The organism is Oceanobacillus luteolus, from assembly GCF_023715655.1.
GTDB classification, from domain to species: Bacteria; Bacillota; Bacilli; order Bacillales; family Amphibacillaceae; genus Oceanobacillus; species Oceanobacillus luteolus.
Genome location: NZ_JAMBON010000007.1, coordinates 42,162 through 65,278, shown reverse-complemented (window position 1 = coordinate 65,278; position 23,117 = coordinate 42,162). Strand labels below are relative to the sequence as shown.

Genomic DNA, 23,117 nt, shown 5'->3' with positions numbered 1-23,117 from the left:
TTTTAATAAATCATTACATCTAATAATAGACTGAAGAATGAAGGAGGTGTTCCTTTGGCCAAGCGATCAAAACTTTTCATCATAGGTGGGGACCAAAGGTATCTAGAAGTAATCAATCAATTGGCTGCAAAAGATATTGTAATTTATTTAGATGGGTATGACCAACTGACATTTTCCGATTCCAATATCCATAACGAAGTTCCCGGTGATTTCAGCCAAATTGATGCGATTTTAATCCCGTTAAACGGAACAGATAAAGCAGGTAAAGTGGAAGCGGTGTATTCGGATCAATCTGTGGAACTATCACTGGATATGTTAAAACAGACGCCGGAGCATTGTGTCGTATACACCGGTATTTCAACGGACTATTTAGATGAGGTCTGTGGATTAGCGGACAGAGAGCTGGTATGTTTGACCGACCGGGATGACATTGCCATTATGAATTCTATTCCTACAGCTGAAGCGACGTTACATCTTGCCATTCAAGAGACAGATTTTACGATACATGGGTCAGATGTAATGGTGCTAGGCTTCGGCAGAGTTGGTATGACGGTAGCCAGACTGTTTGCGAATGTAGGGGCCAAGACCCGCGTAGCTGTCAGGAAAGATACCGACTTTGCAAGAATAACTGAAATGGGAATGCAGCCGGTTCAGATTGGTGAGATAGCTGAACATATGGCTGGGGTTGATATCTGTATCAATACCATTCCTCATATGATTTTGGATGAGCATGTTCTTTCACAAGTGGAAATATCTACTCTCCTTCTTGATCTTGCAAGCAAACCTGGAGGTATAGATTTCAAGTTTGCTCATGAAAAGGGATTGAAAGCAATTCATGCTCTTGGACTGCCGGGTAAAACCGCACCAAAAACAGCTGGAAAAATAATAAGCGACGTTTTGTACAGATTGTTAACTTGAAGAAGGAATGCGATGTTGTTGGATCTGACAAGTTATGTCTATTATCAATCACATTGAAATGATGTTCTGAAAAGAGGAGCAAGGAAATCTAAATAGTTCTTCCTCCATCGACGATTTCCGAGATGGTGAAGATTTGCGCTCATTTGCTTGACGCTTTTGATAGAATTACATAAAGTGTCTAGTGAGTAAATAAATTATAGGCGAGGGAAGAACATGCATACCTATTCAGAGAATAAAATAAAAGCATATCAACAAGAAAATGAGAACCGGGCACGGTTATTAATACGATGCCCAGATCAACCTGGCATAGTTGCGACAGTATCCCAATTTCTCCATGAGCACGGGGCCAATATCGTGACGTCCGACCAATATACCCTAGATCCAGAGGGCGGGCAATTTTTCATGCGTATCGAGTATGAGTGTCCCGACTTATTGAAAAAGAAAAGCAACATGGAGAAAGATTTTTCTCTGATTGCAGATAAATTTGAAATGAATTACGACTTCATGTATGTGCATGATATAAAAAATGTGGCAATTTTTGCATCGAAAGAGCCGCATTGCTTGCTTGAGCTCCTATGGGAGTGGGAAAGTGGAGATCTGATGGCTAATATTGCAGTTGTCATCAGTAACCACGAAACGGTAAGAGAAATGGTAGAATCACGCGGTATTCCATTTTACTACATTCCAGCAAACCCTGAAATTCGCAAGCAAGTAGAAGAGGAACAAAAGAAGATACTAGAGCAATATGATATTGATCTTGTCGTCCTTGCGCGTTATATGCAGATTTTGACACCAGATTTTGTAAAAGAATACAAGAATCGGTTAATCAATATCCATCACTCTTTCCTACCTGCATTCATTGGTGCGAAGCCGTATGAGCGCGCATTCCAACGAGGAGTGAAGATGATTGGTGCCACGTCACATTATGTGACGGATGATTTGGATGAAGGTCCGATTATCGAGCAGGATATCGGTCGAGTGGATCATCGGGATGATGTGGCTGCAATGAAGAAAATAGGACAAGAGATTGAGCGCAGCGTTCTGTCCCGTGCAGTAAAATGGCATTTGGAAGACCGCATTATTGTTCATGGGAATAAGACAATCGTATTTTAATTGTTGTGCTCGTAAATGCAAGTCAATTTAAATTTTCATAGGTAACAAAAAACAGAAGCTGCCGAATGAGGACAGCTTCTGTTTTTCATCCGGGGACATTAAATTGAATACAGTAGGATATAGATGAAAAACGTACTTGCTTTTACTGTTTATTTTATTTACAAGGAATCATGTTCTTTAACTTCTATTAATCAGATGCATTTAATTTAGATCTAGTTTTCTATATAATAGAAGATGTTAGTTTAATTATCAGACGACTGTTACTATTTTAATTTGTAAATGAATGGAGGGGTGCTAAGAATGAGTGAAGCGAAAATAAATATCCCACCGCTTTCTATGCATGCAATCACAGCAAGATTATTTACACATGTTGAAAAAGCTGTGGTAGCAAAATTTGGTGAAGAAGCAAAAGAATTGATTGGAAAAGGTCTAGAAATCTTCGGTTACAAAGATGCAGAAGAGATTGCTAAAGATGCCACGTTGAAAAATGAAAATCATATTCTATTTGACTATATTCCAGCAGACCACCAGACGGAAAGAAAATATGAAAACCTGACAATCTATGCTTTAATGGCCAAGCTCTTTGCTCAGATTGCGAAACAAGTTGTTGATACGTACGGCCCGGATGGAAAAGATGCTGTGAGGGAAGGTGTCCGGACATTCGGTGAAGAACGTGGCAGAGGAATCGCACAGCGAGCACGCACGAATGGTGAGAATAATACTATTGAAAACTACTTAACGAACTACGATATGGAACGAAGCGATTTATTCGAATATACGACGGAATATCGACCAGAAGTCATTGAACAAAACTTCACTGCTTGTCCTTTTGGCCAACAATGGGCAGATGATAATATGCATGAATACGGCATTTTGTATTGCCAAATGATCGACCCAGCGGTTGCGAGAGGATATAACCCGAAATTCGAAGTAGAGCATGACAAATATATTTTAAGAGAAGGCAACTGCCACTTCTTATTCAAATTAAAGGATGAATCAAATGATTAATGGTAATCGGTTAAATAAACATATCGAAGAACTTGCAACAATCGGTGGCACGGAAAATGGTGGCGTCACCCGCTTTTCGTATTCAGAAACGGAAAGAGAGGCAAATGAGCTTGTCAAACAGTATATGGAAGCAGCTGGTTTAACCGTGGAGGAAGATGCAGTCGGAAACGTGATTGGAAGCCTGGATGGCGACAAGAATCTTCCGGTTATCATCATTGGTTCCCATATCGACACCGTACCAGATGGTGGGAAGTATGACGGAGCTTTAGGTGTACTGACGGCAATTGAAGTCATTCATTCTCTAACCGAAAAGGGAGAGCGGCTGAACCATCCGGTAAAAGTCATTTCATTTAAAGATGAGGAAGGCAGTCGCTTTGGATTCGGGATGATTGGAAGCAGAGCAGCAGCTGGTATACTAACCGAAGCCGATTTGGAATATACAGACGATAATGGGATTACAATCAAACAGGCGATGGAAGATGCAGGATTGAAGCATACTAATTTCCAACAAGCTATCATCGACAATATTAAACTTTATTTAGAAGTCCATATTGAACAAGGGAAGATACTCGAAAGCAATGAAATGCCTGTTGGAAATGTGACAGGAATTGCCGGCCCGCTTTGGCTTGAATTCACGCTGAAGGGGCTCGCTGAACATGCGGGGACAACCCCAATGAACCAACGGCAAGACGCCCTTGTCGGAGCGAGTATCATCATCTCTGAAATTGAGAAAATCGCATCACGCACAGACACGACTGTAGCTACTGTCGGTAAACTGAACGTCAAACCTAACGGGACAAATGTCATTCCTGGAGAAGTCCAATGGAACGTCGATATCCGGGATATTGATGAAGCGAAGAGAGATGTGGTTGAAGAGCAAATTAGAACGTTTGCTAATCAAGTAGCCGATGAACGTGGTTTAGAATTAACAATTAACGAACTGCAACGTGTGGAGCCCGTTCTCTGTGATTCTCGTATCCAGGAAGCGATTAAGAAAGGTATTCAAGAGGAAGTGGATGGGGAAGCTATTTCCCTTCCAAGCGGTGCCGGCCATGACGGCATGCAATTTAAACATGTCGCGCCTATCGGAATGATTTTTGTAAGATCCAAAGATGGCATCAGTCATAACCCTAAAGAATTCACGTCAGAAGAAGATATTGAAAAAGCGGGGAATGTACTGTATAGAACGTTGTTGGAGTTGGATCGGGAGTAGTTGGTCCTGTTGAGGAATGCTGATGTTTCTTGTGAATATGCTGAAGTTCACAATTACCAAGTCACTCCTTTTATAGTGCATCCTGGATAATTATTACACGAAAAAGGAAGATGCCCTTCATGACATCTTCCTTTTTTTGTTTTTAAAAAATATTTTACTAGAGTCACTCTCTGACGTTTCCAAACTGTGGTAGAAGTAATATTCCGGATCAATGTAGAGAAACGTTTTGAAGTTGTATTATAGTGAATTTTATGCGAATTGAATATTTTATATTGACACCGCTTTCAAATGATTATACACTTAATTTACCGATTGTACAAAGTTGTTTCTTTTTAATACTGATTTTATATGGTCTCCATAGAAAGATATTTTAATTTGAAGGGAGTTGGAAAGCTTTCTTAGTGCACTGGAGGGACAAAGTTCCGGTTGGCAATCGATAAGAGAAGGTTTCTAGTAATTCTGTTAAATAGTCATAAAAAGGAGATTATCCGATGAAAGAATTAGTAAGTCTAACATTAGACGGAGCTACCAGTACAGCGAGGTTGAGTCTGAAAGAAAAGGTAAATATAAAAATCTATTAAACTATTACTAAGGAGGAAAAATAATGAGAAAGTTTTTCTTGGTGTTGCTAGTATTCATGCTATTTATTTTAGGTGCATGTTCTGATGGTGAGTCTGAAACTAGTACTTCAAGTGACGCAGACGAGACTGTAGTGGCCGGGGAAGATATAGAAGATGCAACTGAATTATCATTTTGGACCTTTGCTGGTACACATGCAGACTACTTTGCAAATGCTGCGGAGAGATGGAATGAGGATAATCCTGACAGGCCAATAAAATTGTCTGCAGAAACATATCCGTTCGATCAGATGCACAATAATTTATTGCTTGCATTGCAATCTGGAAGTGGTGCACCGGACTTGGCAGATATTGAAATTGCTAAATTCTCGAACTTTTTAAAAGGCGATATACAATTAGAACCCTTGAATGAATTAATTGAACCAGAATTAGATAGTTTTGTAGAGGAAAGACTAGGGATATATACGAAGGATGGTAATTACTACGGTGCTCCAACACACTTAGGTGCAACAGTAGTTTATTACAATCAAGAAATAATGGATGAGGCTGGAGTTGATATCGACTCCATTGAAACTTGGGATGATTATGTTGAAGCTGGTAAACAAGTTGTCAGCGCAACTGGTAAACCAATGACAACGATTCCAACAAATTGGTACGGTATTTGGCCGTTCGTTACTCAAAAAGGAGCAGACTTCTTTAATGAAGAAGGTGAACTAACACTTGATAGTCCAGAGGTTGTTGAAGCACTAGAATTTGTTGATTCTTTAATTAATGAACATGAAATTGCTGAGATCACACCTGGTGGCGGTTACCATTCAGAGGAATTCTACGGTTTTATGAATAATGGTGGACAGGCTTCTATTGTCATACCTATGTTTTACATGAAAGACTTTGTGGAGTATATGCCTGATCTAGAAGGAAAGATGCAAATTCGACCAATGCCGTTAGCACCTGGCTCAGATACCCAGTCTGTTGCAATGGGTGGGACGGGTACTGCAGTAATCAGTCAATCAGAGCATGCTGATTTAGCGAAAGATTTCCTTTATTACGCCAAACTATCAAAAGAAGGAAACATTCATTTATGGACTGAACTTGGATTCGACCCACCACGTTGGGACGTATGGGAAGCACCAGAAGTAAGGGAAGATAATGTGTTCTATGAGTATTTCCATGAAGATATCTTTGATATTTTATTATCAGTTAAAGATGACGTTGCAGGTATAAATCTATCAGAGTATACACCCGATGTTTTATCAGAGATTGATTCCAATATTATGCACAGCGTCTTAAGAGAAGGAAATCAAACCCCGGAAGAGGCTTTAAAACAGTCAGCTGATACAATCAGTCAAAAAATGAAGAGTGCAAATTAATAGGTAAACTAAAAAGGACAGGAAACTGTCCTTTTTCCCAAAATATGATTGTAAGAAGGGATAAAATGATAAATAAGGTTAGACATGATGTTGAAGGCTTTGAATTTGAAAGAAGAAAAAATAGAAAAGAGCCACCACCAGTGAAAAAAAGAAAAAGGGCTAAAAGCTTTTTAAATTCAAAACAGGTCGTACCATATGTGTTTGTGTCTCCATTTATTATTTCTTTTTTAATACTTACTCTTTATCCGACAATTCAAGCCTTTGTCATGAGTTTTCAAAGGATTTTACCTGGTCAAGTTACTTTTATAGGTTTTCAAAATTATGAAAGAATATTCAACCCTGCTTTTTTCAAGGCATTAGCGAACACAACGATATATACAGTAGCAACAGTAGCTATTCTTGTATTAGTACCAATGATTTTAGCAACACTATTAGACTCCAAGTTAGTAAGGTTTAAAACGATATTTCGATCTGCTTTGTTTATTCCCTCGCTAACATCCGTAGTCGTAGCAGGTATTATTTTCAGGCTATTTTTTGCTGAATCAGGAGGTTCGATAGCTAACCAGATTGTAGGTGTATTTGGTATTGATCCGATTAGTTGGCAATATACTGGCTGGTCTGGAATGTTATTAATGGTACTAATTGCATCTTGGCGTTGGATGGGGGTTAACGTTCTTTACTTCCTGGCTGGATTACAAAATATATCAAAGGAACTTTATGAATCAGCAGATATAGATGGTGCAAATGTATTCCAAAAATTCCGGTATATCACACTGCCTTCTTTAAAACCTATTATAATTTTTGTGACTACCATTAGTATCATTGGTGGTTTTAGGGTATTTGAAGAAAGTTATGTATTGTGGCAAGGTAATTCGCCGGGTAACATTGGGTTGACTTTAGTAGGGTACTTATACGAACAAGGTATTCAGCAAAACGACATGGGATTTGGAGCAGCAATTGGAGTAATTGTCTTATTAATCATTTTCATCGTAAGTATACTCTACTTATTAATAACAGGTGGATTTAAACGAGGTGACGAATAAATGAAAAAGAAAAGTAATAAGGTGGCTACATGGCTACTCACTATCATTATCGGTATCATCGCCCTCATTGCATTGTTTCCGTTGATTAGTTTAATTATCTCTTCATTTCGTCCCTCTACGGAACTAATGAGAGATGGGATAACTTTCTCCATTAACTGGAGTGAACTATCACTAGATAACTATTTATATATATTTACCCAAGCTGGTGAATACTGGAAGTGGTATGGTAATAGTTTAATTATTTCTGGTCTGATTATTATCTTTTCGTTGTTTTTCTCTTCCATGGTCGGCTATGCATTGGCATCTTATGATTTTAAAGGGAGAAACTTGATCTTCTTATTTGTTTTGATTATTATCATGATTCCATTTGAAGTGTTATTGTTGCCACTGTACCAATTGATGATCGATTTAAGATTAATCAATACCTATACTGGTATCATGTTACCTTTGATAGTTTCCCCAACAGCAGTATTTTTCTTTAGACAGTATGCGATGGGACTACCGAAAGAATTGATGGACGCTGCAAGAATTGATGGAAGTACAGAGTATGGAATATTTTTTAAGATAATGGCGCCATTGATGTTACCGTCTTTTGCTGCAATGGCAATTCTACAAGGCTTGCATAGTTGGAATAACTTTTTATGGCCATTACTCGTGGTAAGATCCAGTGATTTATTTACGTTGCCGATTGGTTTGGCTACATTGCTAACCCCTTATGGTAATAACTATGACATTTTAATTGCAGGTGCTGTGATGACAGTTATTCCTATTGTCATTCTCTTTGCTTTATTCCAGCGTTACTTTGTTGCAGGGCTTACAACTGGTGGTGTAAAGGGATAAGAGTAAGTTATAACGATTTGAAGAAGGTGTAACGTAGATGAATGTAGATGGAATTACTGGTTCACTGAATACGATTCTTACTTGGATAACCCGCTTAGCATTACTGAATCTCTTATGGATTCTATTCTCCATACGGGGTCTATTTATCGCCGGCATTTTCCCCTCGACCATTGCTGCCTTAGGTATATGCAGGTCATGGAAAGAGGGAAATCAAAATACCACCATGTGGAAAACCTTTAAACAGATTTATCGTAAAGAATACATCGCTGCAAATATTCTAGGTTGGTCAATCACTTTAATGGGATTACTTTTATATTTAAACTATCTAGTTATGAGTAATAGCGTTGGAGAAATTCCCATCATCGTACTCACTGCTTTTTACCTGATCACTTTTTTATACGTTATTGTAGTCATTTGGTCATTTCCATTACTATCACATTATAATGCTTCCATCATCCAGCATCTGAAAAACGCAATGATAATCGGGGTAGTAAAAATTCATTACACGTTAGTCATATTAATTCTTTTGTTTGCTGTTACCTATATATCCTTGGAATTTCCGGGAATGATTTTATTCTTTAGCTTTAGTATTGCTATCTTATGTTGGTCTTGGATTTCAGAATATATATTCAAAAAGATGGAAGCCGCAGAATAGATCTATGTTTGCAGGCAAATCAAAAACTTAAAGTTACAAATGTAAAAAAGAGATACATAGATTTTATAACGGGAGAGGAAGGAATAGAGTGGAGAAAGAAATGATAAGCGCTAAGATGTTGTTAGATAAGGAATTTGTGATTTCGGAAATAGATCCTAGAATCTATGGTTCTTTCATTGAACAATTAGGAAGAGCAGTTTATGGAGGAGTTTATGAACCAGACCATCCTACTGCAGATGAAAATGGGTTTCGCCAGGATGTAATAGATCTAGTAAAACAGTTACAAGTGCCAATCATCCGCTACCCAGGCGGGAACATGGTGTCAGGCTACAATTGGGAAGATGGTGTAGGGCCTAAGGAAGAACGCCCTCGTCGTTTAGACTTAGCTTGGAATGCTTTAGAGACGAATCAGGTTGGTACGAATGAATTTGTCGACTGGTCCAAAGCGGTTGGTGCAGAAGTGATGATGGCTGTTAATCTTGGAACAAGAGGAATAGATGCTGCTCGTAATTTGTTGGAATACAGTAACCATCCAGGAGGAACGTATTGGAGTGAGTTGAGAAAACAACACGGATACGAGGAGCCACATAATATAAAAACATGGTGCTTAGGAAATGAAATGGATGGACCGTGGCAAATCGGCCAAAAGACAGCTCATGAATATGGTCGTCTAGCTGCAGAAACAGGAAAAGTGATGAAGCTCGTTGATCCAACTATTGAGTTAGTAAGTTGTGGTAGTTCAGGTTCAGGAATGCCAACATTCCCTGAATGGGAAGCTACAACTCTTGAACATACATATGACTTCGTTGATTACATCTCTTTGCATCAGTATTATGGGAATCGTGACAATGATACAGCAAACTATTTAGCAAATACTTTGGATATGGATAACTTTATTAAAACAGTTATTGCTACTTGTGATTATATAAAGGCTAAAAAACGCAGTAAAAAGACAATGAAGTTAAGCTTTGATGAATGGAATGTGTGGTTTCATTCCAATGATCAAGACAAAGAAATCGAGCCATGGACCATTGCACCACCACAACTAGAAGATATTTATACATTTGAAGATGCAATTTTAGTTGGATCAATGCTAAACACACTGCTTAAGCACTCGGATCGAGTAAGGATTGCGTGTATGGCTCAGCTTGTAAACGTTATTGCGCCAATCATGACTGAAACAGGTGGGGGAATTTGGAAACAGACGATCTTCTACCCATATTACTATACTTCGGTTTATGGCAGGGGAACTGCGCTGAACCCAATCATTAAATCTCCGAAGTATGATAGTAAAGATTTTACAGACGTTCCGTATCTTGATAGTTCAGTTGTTTACAACGAAGAGGATGATGAACTCGTCATTTTTGCCGTAAATCGCCATTTGGAAAATACGCTGAAAGTTGATATCGATATTCGATCATTTGAAGGCATGGAAGTAGTAGAACATGTGGTGCTTGAAAATGATGATGCGAAAGCTACGAATACACTTGATAATGAGCAGGTAAAACCACATTCTAACGGTCAATCTTTTATTGAAGATAACAAGTTAGTCGGAGTGCTGCCAAAAATGTCTTGGAATATGATACGGTTAAGACAGTTGAGTAATGCCAATGGTGTAAGTCTGTAGGGTGAAGGTACAATTTAATAGTATAATGACAAGACGAAGACGGGTAAAGCTGACTTCGTCTTTTTTTCTATAAAACTACATTTTGTGCTTAAATAAAAAGGGAGATGTCAATCACAACATCTCCCTTTTCATGTACATGAATCTACCATATGGGTTTGCTTGTTCTTCCAAGTTAGCTCGATCAATAATCTTTTATTATGCAATTACTAATTTAATAACTTACTCCTCTACCGGCTTATACATAAAGTAATCAAAATCTGCAGGTTTACGTTCTCCTGATGTATCCTGACATTGCATTCCGACAAAAGCTCCTGTGAAGAAGCCGCCACCGCGGATATAGTCATCGGATAGTTTGTAAGAATAAAGCTGTACAGGAATCTTCTCCCATGTTTCGCCATCAAATGAATAGGAGTATTCGTATATATTTGTATTAACTTCCACTCGAAGGGACACATATTCCACATCATTAGGTACAACGATTTCATTACCCCTTAATGGTTGCTCAAACGTAAAGTTATCGCATATCGTCAAGTCTAGTATTCTACCTTTTTCCTCATTCCATGTAATCTGCAGAGCGCTCCAGTTTTCAGTATTATAATAGTTTACTAGACCTGCAGCTTGCTGGAATGATTCAGGGTTGAAAGCGACCTTGGTTTCCGCTGTAAAATTAAAATGCTGCCAACGTCTTGCTACATGGGCTTGGGTGAATTTCGATGTTAGAGACTCTCTACCATACAAACGAAGATGACCAGGATTGTCATTCAATGATAAAATCTCTTCTCCTAATGGAATCCGTAATGTTTGGAAGTGGAGATTTAATTGGTTGGAATCAAAATCATCCTTTTCCTCATAATCCGGTTCCCATTTTACTTCTTCAATCGCAGGGCCTTCAATTTCAAGGGAAGGCTTGTTCCCGCCAACAATGTACGGCCAATCATCTTTCCATTCGAGACGCTGAATGGCTGTTTCACGGCCTAGTGGACAGAAACCGCGTGGATCAAGTAGAGGCTGATCCTCGTTCGGTAAAGGACGGCCAGTCAAATGTACGAAGAACCATTCATCTGTATGTGTTTGCACGATGGATCCGTGTCCAGCTTTTTGCAATGGATCTCTTGGGTGTGCAAAGGATGAAATTAATGGATTCTCAGGATGAACTTCATAAGGTCCCCATAGATTCTTAGATCGGGCAATGGTTGCCTGATGATCGAATCTTGTCCCACCTTCTGCAGTGAGTAAATAATAGTAGTCATTAATTTTATATATATGAGGTGCTTCCACCAACTTCACATCGGTGCCTTTGAAGATGATTTCTTTTTTACCAATCAGTTTTTGCTCAACCGGATCGTACTCTTGCAGCACAATACCATAGAAATTATGATTGCCGACACGATGGTCCCAGAACATATTGGCAAGATATTTTCTGCCATCTTCGTCGTGGAAGAGGGAAGGGTCGAAGCCGGAACTGTTCAGGTAAATCGGTTCTGACCAATCTCCATCAATCGTTTCACTTGTTACGAGGTAGTTATGGCAGTCTTTCCATCGTCCTTCCGTCACTTTGACATCGGTATAAATCAACCAGAACTTTCCATCATTATACGAAAGCTGAGGAGCCCAAATCCCTCCAGAGTTTGGATTCCCCATCATATTCAATTGGCTGAGTCGATTTAACGGTCGGGATACTAATCGCCAGTTTTTCAAGTCTTTCGAATGGTAGATTCCAACTCCAGGAAACCATTCGAATGTTGATACGGCAATATAGTAATCTTCATCAACACGGCAAATGCTCGGATCTGGGTTAAAACCTGGTAAAATTGGATTTTTAATCGTTGTCATGAATTTCCACCTCATTTAATATTTTATTTATGCGCAGGAATGCGCTTTCATTTAATGCAACTAGACAATAAGTATTCTTTTCTATACAAGCCAAGCTTGTGTCCCAGGAATTAAAGGGCGTATTTATTATTTTCCTGAAACACTTTGCTTGAAATGAAATTTTCTGCTGAAAACGCCGCAACACCTAAGGCAGTGGAATGCGTTTGCAGACCGGAAAAGTCAATCGTCAAATCTTTGCGGCTGAACCATAAGGATTGCTCTTCGATCCATTCCATCATGGAAGGCTCCAACCACTGTGCTGCTTCAGCCATTTGGTTGCCGATGATGACTTGTTCAGGATTAAAGATATTGATGATGTTATTGATGCCCACTCCCAGATATTTACCGATTCTGTTGAATAATTGCTGAGCGGTATCATTGCCACTTTCCGCGAGTTTCATGATGGTTTCAAGTGATAGTTCACCATCTAATGTCTCTTTTAAATCAGATCGCTGAGCATTGAATAGCAGAGACTTCTCTGATGCATATAGTTCCCAACAACCATTGCTGCCGCAGCTGCATTTTGCTCCATCTGCTTCAATCGCCATATGACCGAATTCTCCGGAAAAGCCATTATTCCCTCTATAGAGCTCACCGTTCAATATCAGACCTACACCAATCCCGATGCCGACACTGACATAGATGATATTATCGTTGTGTTTACCGACGCCGAAGTTCTTTTCTCCATAAGCTCCGGCATTCGCTTCGTTCTCTACAACAATTGGGAGATTATATTTATTCTCCAACTCTGATTTCAAGTCGATGCTTTTCCAATTCAGATTAGGTGCAAGTAAAATTTTCTGATCTTTGTTGACGATACCTGGCACACCGACTCCAATTCCTACAATTCCATATGGACTGGATGGTGCGGATTTAATGAGTGTGTCAATGATTGCAAACAGTTCTTCCAAGATTTCTTCATACGTTAAATCACTGATGTTCGTCTTTTTCTCTTGACAGATATTGCCCCTTAAATCTGTCAACACACCGAGAATATAATTGACACCCAAGTCAACTCCGATGGAATAACCAGACAGTTCATTGAAGAGTAGCATAACCGGTCTTCTGCCTCCACTGGATTTACCAGGACCAACTTCATTAATTAATTGTTCATCCAATAATTCCTTCACTAAGGATGAAACGGTCCCTTTATTCAGTCCGGTGGAAGTGGCGATATCCGCTCTTGAGATCTGAGAGTTTGCTATGATTGTTTCGAGAACTAAAGCTTTGTTCTCTTGCTTTACAACTTGCTGGTTCCATGTTTTAGTACTCTTCATCTTTTCAACTCTTTTCACGTTTTGAGAATAGTATAGCACATAATTTTACTTTACTACAAACTTTGTTCATCCACTAGACAAACGATGTTTTGTCTGCTACTATAAAAATAAGCTTAGGAGGATAAGCTATCAAAATACTTTTAGGGGGTTCAATGATGAATTTTAAGAGAGCGTTTACATTTCCTGCGATGTTGCTGGTGTTGGCTTTGTTTTTGGCTGCTTGTAGCGGGGATGATGGGGGAGAAGCCGAAGCGACTAGTTCATCTGATGCAAAGACAGTAAAGTTCATGCACTTATGGCCTGAAGGAAGCTCTGCTCAGCATCACCGAGTGGTAAACGAAATTATTGCAGATTTTGAAGCAGAACATGAAGATATTAAAATCGAACTTGAAGTACTAAGTAATGAGCAATATAAAGATAAAATTACGGTATTATCTACTTCTGATGAATTGCCTGATGTTGGGATGACATGGGCTGCTGGTTATATGGAGCCATTTGTCAACGGAAACAAATTTGCTGCTCTTGATGATGTAGTTGAAGGTGAATTAGCCGATGATTTTGTAGCGGGAACTTTAGAAGCCTTCACAATTAATGATAGTGTTCATGGACTTCCGTTAGAGTTGAATATCTCTACAATCTTTTATAATAAACAAATCTTTGATGAGTACGGTTTGGAAGAACCGGAAACATTAGATGAACTAAATGAAATTGTTGCAACCTTAAATGAAAACGGTGTCAATCCAATCGCTCTTGGAAACCGAGATGCGTGGACAGGTTCGATGTGGTACATGTACTTAGCAGATCGGATTGCCGGGGATAAAGATGCTTTGACCCAAGCAATCAACCGGGAAATCTCTTTCGAAGACCCTGCATTAGTGAAAGCTGCGGAAGAAATTCAGAATCTTGTAGATGCTGACTCATTCATTTCCGGATTTAATGGACTTGCAGACGAAGAAGCCAAGAGCATGTTTATGTCTGAACAGGCAGCGATGTACCTGATTGCTACTTGGGACTTGCCGAACTTTACGACAAATGAAGATGTTCCGCAAGAGTTCAGAGACTCTGTCGGTTACTTCAAATTCCCGACGGTTGATGGCAGTGGAACAACGGACAGTTATGTAGGTGGACCTGGTGTTGGTCTATTTGTAGCGGAGAACTCGGATGTCAAAGAAGAAGCGAAGACATTCGCCTCTTACTTCGTGCAGCAATGGGGAGAAAAAGCGGTGACTGATGTTGGGGTTATCCCTGCAACGAAGGTAGACACCGATGCATTGGATCTCCCGCAAATGTATGTGGATGTTTTAGATGATCTGAATGCAGCGACAAATATCACATTGTATGCGGATGTCCAAATGAGTGCAAGTGCCGCTCAAGTACATTTAGATATGATTCAAGCATTATTCGGTGGTGAAGTAACCCCTGAAGACTTTGCAAAAACGCATGAAGAAACACTTTCTCAAGAGTGATGCCTTGGTTTTACTATGAAAAACAGATGAGAGAAGGGCATCTATTGCCCTTTTCTTATCTAACAGTTTTAGAGAAAAGGACTTCCAAATCGATAACATGGGGTTGAATATCATGAATAAAGTGATGTCCAATAAGTGGATCATTTTCTTATATACACTCCCGGCAATCCTTTTGATAGCTGTTCTAATCCTTATTCCATTATTTCTTTCAGGATATTTTGGGTTAATGAAATGGGACGGCATAGGGGCGATGGAGTTTATCGGACTAGATAATTATATTGTTGCATTACAAGATGCAAAGTTTTGGCAAAGTGCCAAGCATTCTTTCCTGTTGGCGATATTTTCTGGTCTTAGTCTGATCGGTTATTTAGCAGTTGCATTAATACTTGCGTCTAAATTAAAAGGTACAAATCTACTTAGAAAAATATACTTAATACCAATGCTTTTATCCTCTGTTGCCATTGCTCAGTTGTGGATCAAAGTGTATAACCCTTCAAACGGTATGTTGAATAGTATTCTCATGTCTCTTGGAGTGGATAATCCTCCAGCATGGTTGGCAGATAACGATCTTGTGCTGTTTGCAATATTTGTTCCTATCATTTGGCAATATGCGGGATTCTACATCTTAATCTACTACGCTGCATTAAAGAACATCCCGGAATCCTTGATAGAAGCAGCCAAAATTGACGGAGCGTCTCCATTGCAAATAGCGATGAAAATCAAAATTCCATTAGTGATGAACGTATTTAAAGTTACGATTGTATTATCCTTTGTCGGTTCATTAAAATACTTCGACTTGATTTATGTAATGACAGGTGGAGGACCGAACGGAGCTAGTGAAGTGATGGCATCGTACATGTATAAGTTAGCCTTCTCTAGTTATGATTTCGGCTATGGAAGTGCCATTGGTTTCTTACTGTTGATCATAACGTTGATTGTTACAATCGTTGTTCGCCGAGCAACCGCAAATAATGAGGAAATTCAATACTAAGAGGAGGATTGCAGATGCGTCGACTTGGTCTTACGATACTTTATATTTGTTTAGGTTTAGTCGCTGTCTTCCAGATATTCCCGATCATTTGGCTGTTCACGTTTTCCTTAAAGACAAACCAAGAGATATTCGCGGGTAATCCATTTGCGCTTCCGCTGGATCCGAAATGGGAGAACTATTTAAAAGTATTTGAAGGCGGGATTGGAACATATTTCTGGAACAGTATTTGGATAACCGTTGTTGCTACAGTACTGACGGTGCTCATTGCAAGTATGGCAACGTTCGCGATAACGAGGATGAGATGGAAATTAAGTGGGCTGGTTCTAGGGATTATTATGATGGGTCTTATGATTCCGATTCATTCCGCTTTGATTCCTTTGTATAACATGTTTTTAAATGTCAATTTAATTGATAATCCATTATCTATCGTCATTACGTATGTCACTTATAATTTGCCGATTACGGTTATGATTTTATATGGATTCTATACGACGATCCCTCGGGAAATTGAAGAGGCGGCGATCATTGACGGAAGTTCAATCCATCGCATGTTCTTCAGTATTATTCTTCCGATATCGATGCCAATCATGTCAACAACCGTGATCATTAATATGATTTACAATTGGAACGAATTCGTATTCGTCAATACGTTTATCAGTTCCGATAAATATAAAACACTTACTGTTGGTATCCAAAACTTTATCGGACAGTATATGACGGACTGGGGTGCGATAGGGGCGACGTTGGTGATTAGTGTATTACCTATCATCATAGCATTCTTATTCTTCAGCAACAAAATCATGGAAGGAATCACGGCCAGCGCTGTGAAAGGGTAAAAACACACCACTCCAGCCGCTTGGGAAGAAATGGTGTGAATGGTCAGTTTGCTTGTTGTTTTTCTTGAATTTTATTGAAAGCATGCAAGCTAAGCCAAGTGGTGATAAATGCATAGGTTGTACCACCGAATATAAAAAATAATGCTGGTACCGCTTGCATAATGAAAAATATGGAAATGAGACAGACCATCATCAAGAAACTATGTATCGGACTAATGATCATAATTAAGAATGCATTTTTCAAGAGTGGCAGAATCTTCAAGTCGTAATGCACAAAGCTCGGAAAAATGTAAAACAAATAGATAAGGATAATCAGCATGAATGCGAATAACGGGACATACGTCCAGGTAAGTTGTTCATTTGCATGTTGAATGTAATAAATATCTATGGCGATGAGAGCGAAAAGAACATTAATAAAGATTCCTAAAAGGTTACTTTTCCAGAAGTCCTGTTTATAGTAATTCCAATAATTCTTAAAGACCGGGATGTCTGATTTTCCTCGCAACCAGTCGCGGACCATGGCAAACATGCTGATGGTCGCAGGATAAAATCCAAGTATGACGCCACCGAGCAAAGTGAACAGAATCCATAACAGATTCACGAAGGCAAATCTGGTGACCCATTCGAATATGGAATAAAGCTTGCCCATTGCGTTGTTCAAATAATCTCCCCCTGTTCAAATTGTCTATGATGTACAAGTATTATACGACATCAAATTCTCTTTATCTATCCAGACAACAAAGAAAATGGTTGGAAGAGGATAAACGGGGAGATTTTAAAAGATATAGATTGATAGATGAATAAATAAGGGATTAAAACCGAAACTCAGTTCAGTTGCTATACTAACTGAGTGTAGAGTGATTCAAATAGTAGAAACATTACTTTCAAGAAGTTTCAACATTATTAGGAGGGTGTATTCATGACATACTTTAAAACAATTGAGAAAATCCAGTACGAAGGTCCAAAATCAACGAATCCATTAGCCTTTAAATTTTACAATCCGACAGAAAAAGTCGGTGGAAAGACAATGGAAGAGATTCTTCGCTTTGGTATTGCCTACTGGCATACATTTACAGAGGACTTATCCGATCCATTCGGTGTCGGCACTGCCGTCCGCCCTTGGGATAAGTATACAGGTTTGGATTTAGCGAAAGCACGTGTCGAAGCAGCATTCGAATTCTTTGAAAAAATCAATGCCCCATATTTCGCTTTTCATGATGTGGATATCGCTCCTGAAGGGGATACATTAAGGGAAACGAATAAAAACCTGGATATTATTGTAGCGATGATCAAAGATTACATGAAAGACAGCAAGACGAAATTGCTCTGGAATACAGTGAACAACTTCAGTCATCCACGATTTGTCCATGGAGCGGCTTCATCCAATAACGCAGATGTGTTTGCGTATGCAGCAGCTAAAGTGAAGAAGGCTTTAGAGGTTGGAAAGGAATTAGGTGCCGAAAACTATGTATTCTGGGGTGGTCGTGAAGGATACGAGACTCTCTTGAATACAAATATGAAGCTGGAATTGGATAATCTGGCGCGCTTCTTCCATATGGCAAAAGATTATGCAAATGAAATTGGCTTTGATGCACAGTTCCTGATTGAACCAAAACCAAAAGAGCCAACATCTCATCAGTATGATTTTGATGTGGCGAGCGGATATGCTTTCTTACAACACTATGGCTTAGAAAATATTTTCAAATTCAATATTGAAGCAAACCATGCAACACTTGCAGGTCACACATTTGAACATGAATTGCATTATGCAAGAATCCATAACATGCTAGGTTCTGTAGACGCAAACCAAGGTCATCCGTTACTCGGCTGGGATACCGACGAATTCCCGACTGACCTGCATACGACCGTACTTGCCATGTATGAAATTTTGAAAAATGGTGGCTTAGGCCGCGGAGGATTGAACTTTGATGCGAAAGTACGCCGTGGTTCATTTACACCAGAAGATCTGTTCCATGCACATATTGCGGGTATGGACAGCTTTGCAATCGGTCTAAAAGTGGCACAGCGCTTAATCGATGATAACGTATTGGATGGAATTATTGAAGATCGTTACCAATCGTATACAGAAGGCATCGGCTTGGATATTGTGGAAGGTAATACAGACTTGAAGAAATTAGAAGCGTACGCGTTAGATTTGAAGGATATCCAGCATGCATCTGGTAAGCAGGAAAGTATTAAAGCTACGATTAATCAATACTTATTGACAACATTTAATGATTAACCAAAATAATAAAGACGAAGAACAGGTAGCCAGCTTCGTCTTTTATTATAGGAAAAGCAGGTGGGGAAAGATGAAATATGTGATTGGTGTTGATTTAGGAACTAGTGCAGTGAAAATATTATTAGTGGACCAGCATGGAGATGTCGTTCAGGAAGTGTCGAAATCTTATCCGCTCTTACAGGAATGGGCCGGATACAGTGAGCAAAACCCACAAGATTGGGTGGACCAAACGATGGCTGGGCTGGCAGAACTTATGAAAAATTTTACAGGGCGTCCAGAAGAAATTGAAGGACTCAGTTTTTCGGGACAAATGCATGGTTTAGTTCTGCTTGATGATCAAAATGAAGTGTTGCGGAATGCGATTCTCTGGAATGATACGAGAACAACGGAAGAGTGCCAAGAAATTTATGAGAGAGTTGGAAAAGGGCGCTTATTGGAGATTACAAAAAATCCTGCATTAGAAGGCTTCACTCTTCCTAAAATACTTTGGGTGAAAAAACACGAACCGGATATTTTTGCGAGAGTAAATACATTTGTCTTACCTAAAGATTATGTACGCTATTGCCTGACTGGAGAACTCCAAATGGAATATTCTGATGCTGCAGGAACACTCCTCTTGGATGTTGCTGAAAAAACATGGAGTAATGAAATCTGTGAAAGCTTAGGAATCACTCGAGAAATTTGCCCACCACTTGTGGAATCACATGCTGAAGTTGGAACAATAACGGAGGAAATTGCGGAAATTACAGGGCTTAGCAAACGTACAAAGGTGTTTGCTGGCGGAGCGGATAATGCATGTGGAGCGATTGGTTCGGGAATCTTGGAAGACGGAAAAACATTAGTAAGTACCGGGACGTCGGGTGTCGTCTTGTCTTATGAAGCTAGTGTTGAGAAGGATTTTGCAGGAAAAGTCCATTACTTTAATCATGCGGCACCGGGTGCATTTTATACGATGGGTGTGACCTTGTCTGCTGGGCATAGCTTGTCCTGGTTTAAGGATACATTCGCCGAGGATATCAGTTTCGAAGAGTTATTAGCTGATGTCGGGGATGTATCCATCGGGTCAAATGGCTTGATCTTCACCCCGTATATTGTAGGGGAAAGGACCCCGCACGTCGATTCCACGATTCGGGGAAGTTTCATCGGAATGGATGGAACACATAAGAAAAAGCATTTTGCCCGAGCTGTTCTAGAAGGGATTACTTTTTCCTTAAATGAGTCCGTTGAGATATTCCGTCAACATGGAAAGAAAATCGATAAAATTGTCACCATCGGTGGAGGAGCGAAAAATGAAATTTGGCTGCAAATGCAAGCCGATATTTTTCAAGCGAATATTATCAAGCTGAAAAGTGAACAAGGACCAGGAATGGGAGCTGCTATGCTAGCGGCTTATGGTTGTGGCTGGTTTGGCTCATTAAAAGATTGTGCTGATGCTTTCTTGAAGGAAGATAAAGTGTATACTCCGATTCCTGAAAATGTAGAGAAGTATAAAGGGCTCTTTAAAATTTACCAAGGGGTATATGGTAAAACGAAAGAGTTGAATGAACAGTTGATGGAATATAGGAATTAGTATAGAGCTACAGTAGTCCACGGGTTTTCTACTTGTGGACTACTATTGTGATGTAAAGGAGAGGTGACGATGGATGTTTCTGCAAATGTTATAGGCCATTTACAAGGTAAACAAATCATCGCTTATACGATGAAAAATAATAACGGAATGCAGATGACCGTTCTGAATCTAGGTTGTATCGTTACTGAGATCTTAACACCCGATAAAGATGGAAACTTTGAAAATATCGTCGCCGGATTTGGTCATATAGAAGATTATTTATCTAACCCTGCCTTCTTTGGGGCAATTATTGGAAGAGTGGCTGGAAGGGTAAAGGATGCCACATTTCAACTTGATGATGAAATCTATAAGCTTGCTGAAAATGAAGGTCCAAATCATCTTCATGGTGGTGTGGAAGGTTTTCATAAAAAGATTTGGGAAGGTAAGATACTCAGAAAGGAAAATCAAATCGGAGTTGAATTCACGTATCTGAGCAAGGATGGAGAAGAAAACTATCCAGGAAACGTGACAGCAACCGTAACTTATTTGCTGAATGATAAAAATGAATGGACCCAGATGATTGAAGGTAAGACCGATAAAAAGACGTTGCTCAATCTGACGAATCACAGCTATTTTAATTTATCGGGAAACTTTAAAAGGGACATGCGAAACCATGAATTGAAAATGGATAGTACCCGTTTTCTAGAGTTGGATGAGAACTTTATTCCGACAGGTAACATGCTGGAAGTGGATGGAACTGTATTTGATCTCAGAAGAGGAAGAGAATTGAGAGAAGTATTCCAATCAAATCATCCGCAAATTGAGTTAACAGGGAATGGATTCGACCATCCATTTATGCTGAAAGAGGATGCTAGTAATATCACTTTAAGTGAAAAGAAATCCGGCAGGGTACTAACGGTGGAGACAAACCAGCCCAGTGTCGTAATCTATACATCTAATAATCTAGGTGATGATTTGGTGATGCATGGAGGAAAGAAGTCTTCTAAGCACATTGCAATTTGTCTGGAAACTCAAGCTCCACCTGATGCGATCCACCACAGTAATTTTCCAAGCATCCTTTTACAACCGGGTGAAAAATATTATTCTGTTACTAGGTATAAATTTGGAGTTCAGGTATGAAGAGGAATACGTATACTAAAAGGGAGATGTCATGACAACATCTCCCTTTCATTACAATTAAAATCTATCTGCACGTCTGCTTCTCGTAGTTGCATGCTCTGGATACATCCCTTTATTTTCCGTATCATGGGACATGAATGTGGCATAAACAAGGTTTTCATGTTCTTCATCCGCTTCAACTAGTACAATAATTTTTCCGTTTTTAAGGAAACCTTCATATTGCTTCGCTTGCTCTTCTGGAATACCTAGTCCAACAAGAGCACCGACAATACCACCGCCGCCTGCGCAATTCCAGCTCCAGTCAGTGCTGCCGCAATCGGACCTGCTGCGGCGATCTGACCAATACCTGGAATGGTTAAGAGTCCTAGTCCTAAAACTAATCCGCTTAGTCCTCCGAGCAACCCGCCAGTCGCAGCTCCGATACCAGCTCCTTTACCAGCATTTTTCGCTCGACCTTCATCATCCGTAATGACTCCAGTCCGTGTCTCATCTTCCAGAACGTTTGCTTTACTTTTATCGTGCACAAATACAGAAATATCATTGGAAGTGTAGCCTTGTTCCTTCAATTTTGTAATGACTTGTTCTGTAGTAGCTACATCCGAGAATACACCGCCGATTATTTTTTTATCCATCAAAAAGTCCTCCTTTTTGCGTTTAGTCGTCTATACCCGATGTTGAAAGATTTATTCGTTGGTGAAGGAATAGCGTGGAAAGTTGCCATTTAGTTTCATAATTATGTTTGTTGGTTAGAATGATAGATAGAGGAGTTTTAAATATCAGTACGAATAGAAGGATAGAGGGAGGGTTGATTATGGGATCATTTTCGGTGCTTGGAGCGATCGTCGTACTTACAGGTTGGTTTGCGCTCGTTGAATATGATCAATATACGGAGTCGGATAAGAAAAAAATACTGGAGCGTATTAAAAACAGTCCAGCAGCAATCTTAACAATCGCCCTAATGCCTGTCGGTCTTATCGTAAATATGTTAGGAACTTTTATGGGTTCTTTACTGCTGGTCATGATTGGTGCGACTCTAATCTTCATTCAGAGCATTATTGTTTCCTTATTATTTTGGAGGAAAAAGCGATGGAAAAGCATTCTGCTGCTCGTGACAATGTTCATTCTTGGTGTACTCCTTTATATCCCTTTGTTTCTTTACTGAATACCAAATAATGGAGTCTCATTGACGTATTTTGTCGATGAGTATTCCAAAAACAGACAATATTCCCCGGGAAATAACCTTGCACGTTTGCTTAGCCGAAGTGCAAGGTTATTTTTTTGCAATAAACAATCAAAGAATTCATGCCAATCGATACTTCCAGAACCTTTGCCAACCCGCCCAAAAAGTCAAGTTTAATAAACGGATAGGTCGGGAATGT

At 39.5% G+C, this 23,117-nt stretch carries 20 protein-coding genes; 16 read left to right on the top strand and 4 right to left on the bottom strand.

The window, feature by feature from the left end; translation table 11 throughout:
- Positions 1-54: 54 nt before the first annotated feature.
- The 9 genes from dpaA (at position 55) to arfA (ending at position 10,365) form a co-directional block, all read left to right on the top strand.
- Positions 55-918, top strand: a complete 864-nt coding sequence (gene dpaA, locus M3210_RS06920) for a dipicolinic acid synthetase subunit A (protein ID WP_251512727.1) — start codon at positions 55-57, stop codon at positions 916-918.
- A 213-nt stretch (positions 919-1,131) separates the two neighbouring features.
- Positions 1,132-2,031: a formyltetrahydrofolate deformylase gene (gene purU / locus M3210_RS06915; RefSeq protein ID WP_251512726.1), complete on the top strand. Its 900-nt coding sequence runs from the start codon at positions 1,132-1,134 to the stop codon at positions 2,029-2,031.
- A gap of 300 nt (positions 2,032-2,331) precedes the next feature.
- The gene (locus tag M3210_RS06910) at positions 2,332-3,039 is read left to right on the top strand and encodes an L-2-amino-thiazoline-4-carboxylic acid hydrolase (RefSeq protein WP_251512725.1); all 708 of its coding nucleotides are present in this window, start codon (positions 2,332-2,334) and stop codon (positions 3,037-3,039) included.
- The gene (locus M3210_RS06905; protein WP_251512724.1) at positions 3,032-4,252 is read left to right on the top strand and encodes a Zn-dependent hydrolase; all 1,221 of its coding nucleotides are present in this window, start codon (positions 3,032-3,034) and stop codon (positions 4,250-4,252) included. The genes M3210_RS06910 and M3210_RS06905 overlap by 8 nt, the downstream gene beginning before the upstream one ends.
- A gap of 604 nt (positions 4,253-4,856) precedes the next feature.
- The gene (locus M3210_RS06900; RefSeq protein ID WP_251512723.1) at positions 4,857-6,200 is read left to right on the top strand and encodes an ABC transporter substrate-binding protein; all 1,344 of its coding nucleotides are present in this window, start codon (positions 4,857-4,859) and stop codon (positions 6,198-6,200) included.
- 65 nt (positions 6,201-6,265) lie between these two features.
- Positions 6,266-7,243, top strand: a complete 978-nt coding sequence (locus M3210_RS06895) for a carbohydrate ABC transporter permease (protein ID WP_251512722.1) — start codon at positions 6,266-6,268, stop codon at positions 7,241-7,243.
- A complete protein-coding gene (locus M3210_RS06890) occupies positions 7,244-8,083 on the top strand; it encodes a carbohydrate ABC transporter permease (protein ID WP_251512721.1) in 840 nt (279 codons plus the stop codon).
- Positions 8,084-8,120: 37 nt separating this feature from the next.
- Positions 8,121-8,738, top strand: a complete 618-nt coding sequence (locus tag M3210_RS06885; protein WP_251512720.1) for a YesL family protein — start codon at positions 8,121-8,123, stop codon at positions 8,736-8,738.
- Positions 8,739-8,838: 100 nt separating this feature from the next.
- Positions 8,839-10,365 (top strand): arabinosylfuranosidase ArfA, encoded by a 1,527-nt coding sequence (arfA, locus tag M3210_RS06880; RefSeq protein WP_251512778.1) that lies wholly within the window; start codon positions 8,839-8,841, stop codon positions 10,363-10,365.
- 219 nt (positions 10,366-10,584) lie between these two features.
- Here the strand turns inward: arfA and M3210_RS06875 are convergent, their stop codons facing one another.
- Positions 10,585-12,198 (bottom strand): glycoside hydrolase family 43 protein, encoded by a 1,614-nt coding sequence (locus M3210_RS06875; protein ID WP_251512719.1) that lies wholly within the window; start codon positions 12,196-12,198, stop codon positions 10,585-10,587.
- A 110-nt stretch (positions 12,199-12,308) separates the two neighbouring features.
- The gene (locus M3210_RS06870; RefSeq protein ID WP_251512718.1) at positions 12,309-13,514 is read right to left on the bottom strand and encodes an ROK family transcriptional regulator; all 1,206 of its coding nucleotides are present in this window, start codon (positions 13,512-13,514) and stop codon (positions 12,309-12,311) included.
- Between the two features lie 155 nt (positions 13,515-13,669).
- Here M3210_RS06870 and M3210_RS06865 point away from each other — a divergent pair, with 155 nt between their 5' ends.
- The 3 genes from M3210_RS06865 (at position 13,670) to M3210_RS06855 (ending at position 16,807) form a co-directional block, all read left to right on the top strand.
- On the top strand, positions 13,670-14,980 hold the full coding sequence (locus tag M3210_RS06865) for an extracellular solute-binding protein (protein WP_251512717.1): 1,311 nt from the start codon (positions 13,670-13,672) through the stop codon (positions 14,978-14,980).
- A gap of 112 nt (positions 14,981-15,092) precedes the next feature.
- A complete protein-coding gene (locus tag M3210_RS06860; protein WP_251512716.1) occupies positions 15,093-15,971 on the top strand; it encodes a carbohydrate ABC transporter permease in 879 nt (292 codons plus the stop codon).
- Positions 15,972-15,985: 14 nt separating this feature from the next.
- Positions 15,986-16,807, top strand: coding sequence for a carbohydrate ABC transporter permease (locus M3210_RS06855; protein ID WP_251512715.1), 822 nt, complete (start codon positions 15,986-15,988; stop codon positions 16,805-16,807).
- A 43-nt stretch (positions 16,808-16,850) separates the two neighbouring features.
- Here M3210_RS06855 and M3210_RS06850 read toward each other — a convergent pair whose 3' ends face one another.
- The gene (locus M3210_RS06850; protein ID WP_251512714.1) at positions 16,851-17,468 is read right to left on the bottom strand and encodes a YesL family protein; all 618 of its coding nucleotides are present in this window, start codon (positions 17,466-17,468) and stop codon (positions 16,851-16,853) included.
- A 258-nt stretch (positions 17,469-17,726) separates the two neighbouring features.
- Between M3210_RS06850 and xylA the strand changes: the two genes are divergently transcribed.
- From xylA to M3210_RS06835, 3 genes are all read left to right on the top strand, one after another.
- The gene (xylA, locus tag M3210_RS06845; protein ID WP_251512713.1) at positions 17,727-19,049 is read left to right on the top strand and encodes a xylose isomerase; all 1,323 of its coding nucleotides are present in this window, start codon (positions 17,727-17,729) and stop codon (positions 19,047-19,049) included.
- Between the two features lie 70 nt (positions 19,050-19,119).
- Complete coding sequence (gene xylB, locus M3210_RS06840; RefSeq protein WP_251512712.1) at positions 19,120-20,619, top strand: xylulokinase; 1,500 nt, start codon at positions 19,120-19,122, stop codon at positions 20,617-20,619.
- 69 nt (positions 20,620-20,688) lie between these two features.
- A complete protein-coding gene (locus tag M3210_RS06835) occupies positions 20,689-21,738 on the top strand; it encodes an aldose epimerase family protein (protein WP_251512711.1) in 1,050 nt (349 codons plus the stop codon).
- A gap of 245 nt (positions 21,739-21,983) precedes the next feature.
- Here M3210_RS06835 and M3210_RS06830 read toward each other — a convergent pair whose 3' ends face one another.
- Entirely contained in the window at positions 21,984-22,370 is a 387-nt protein-coding gene (locus M3210_RS06830; RefSeq protein WP_251512710.1) for a general stress protein, read from the bottom strand.
- Between the two features lie 179 nt (positions 22,371-22,549).
- Between M3210_RS06830 and M3210_RS06825 the strand changes: the two genes are divergently transcribed.
- A complete protein-coding gene (locus M3210_RS06825; protein WP_251512709.1) occupies positions 22,550-22,900 on the top strand; it encodes a hypothetical protein in 351 nt (116 codons plus the stop codon).
- The last annotated feature ends 217 nt before the right edge of the window (positions 22,901-23,117 follow it).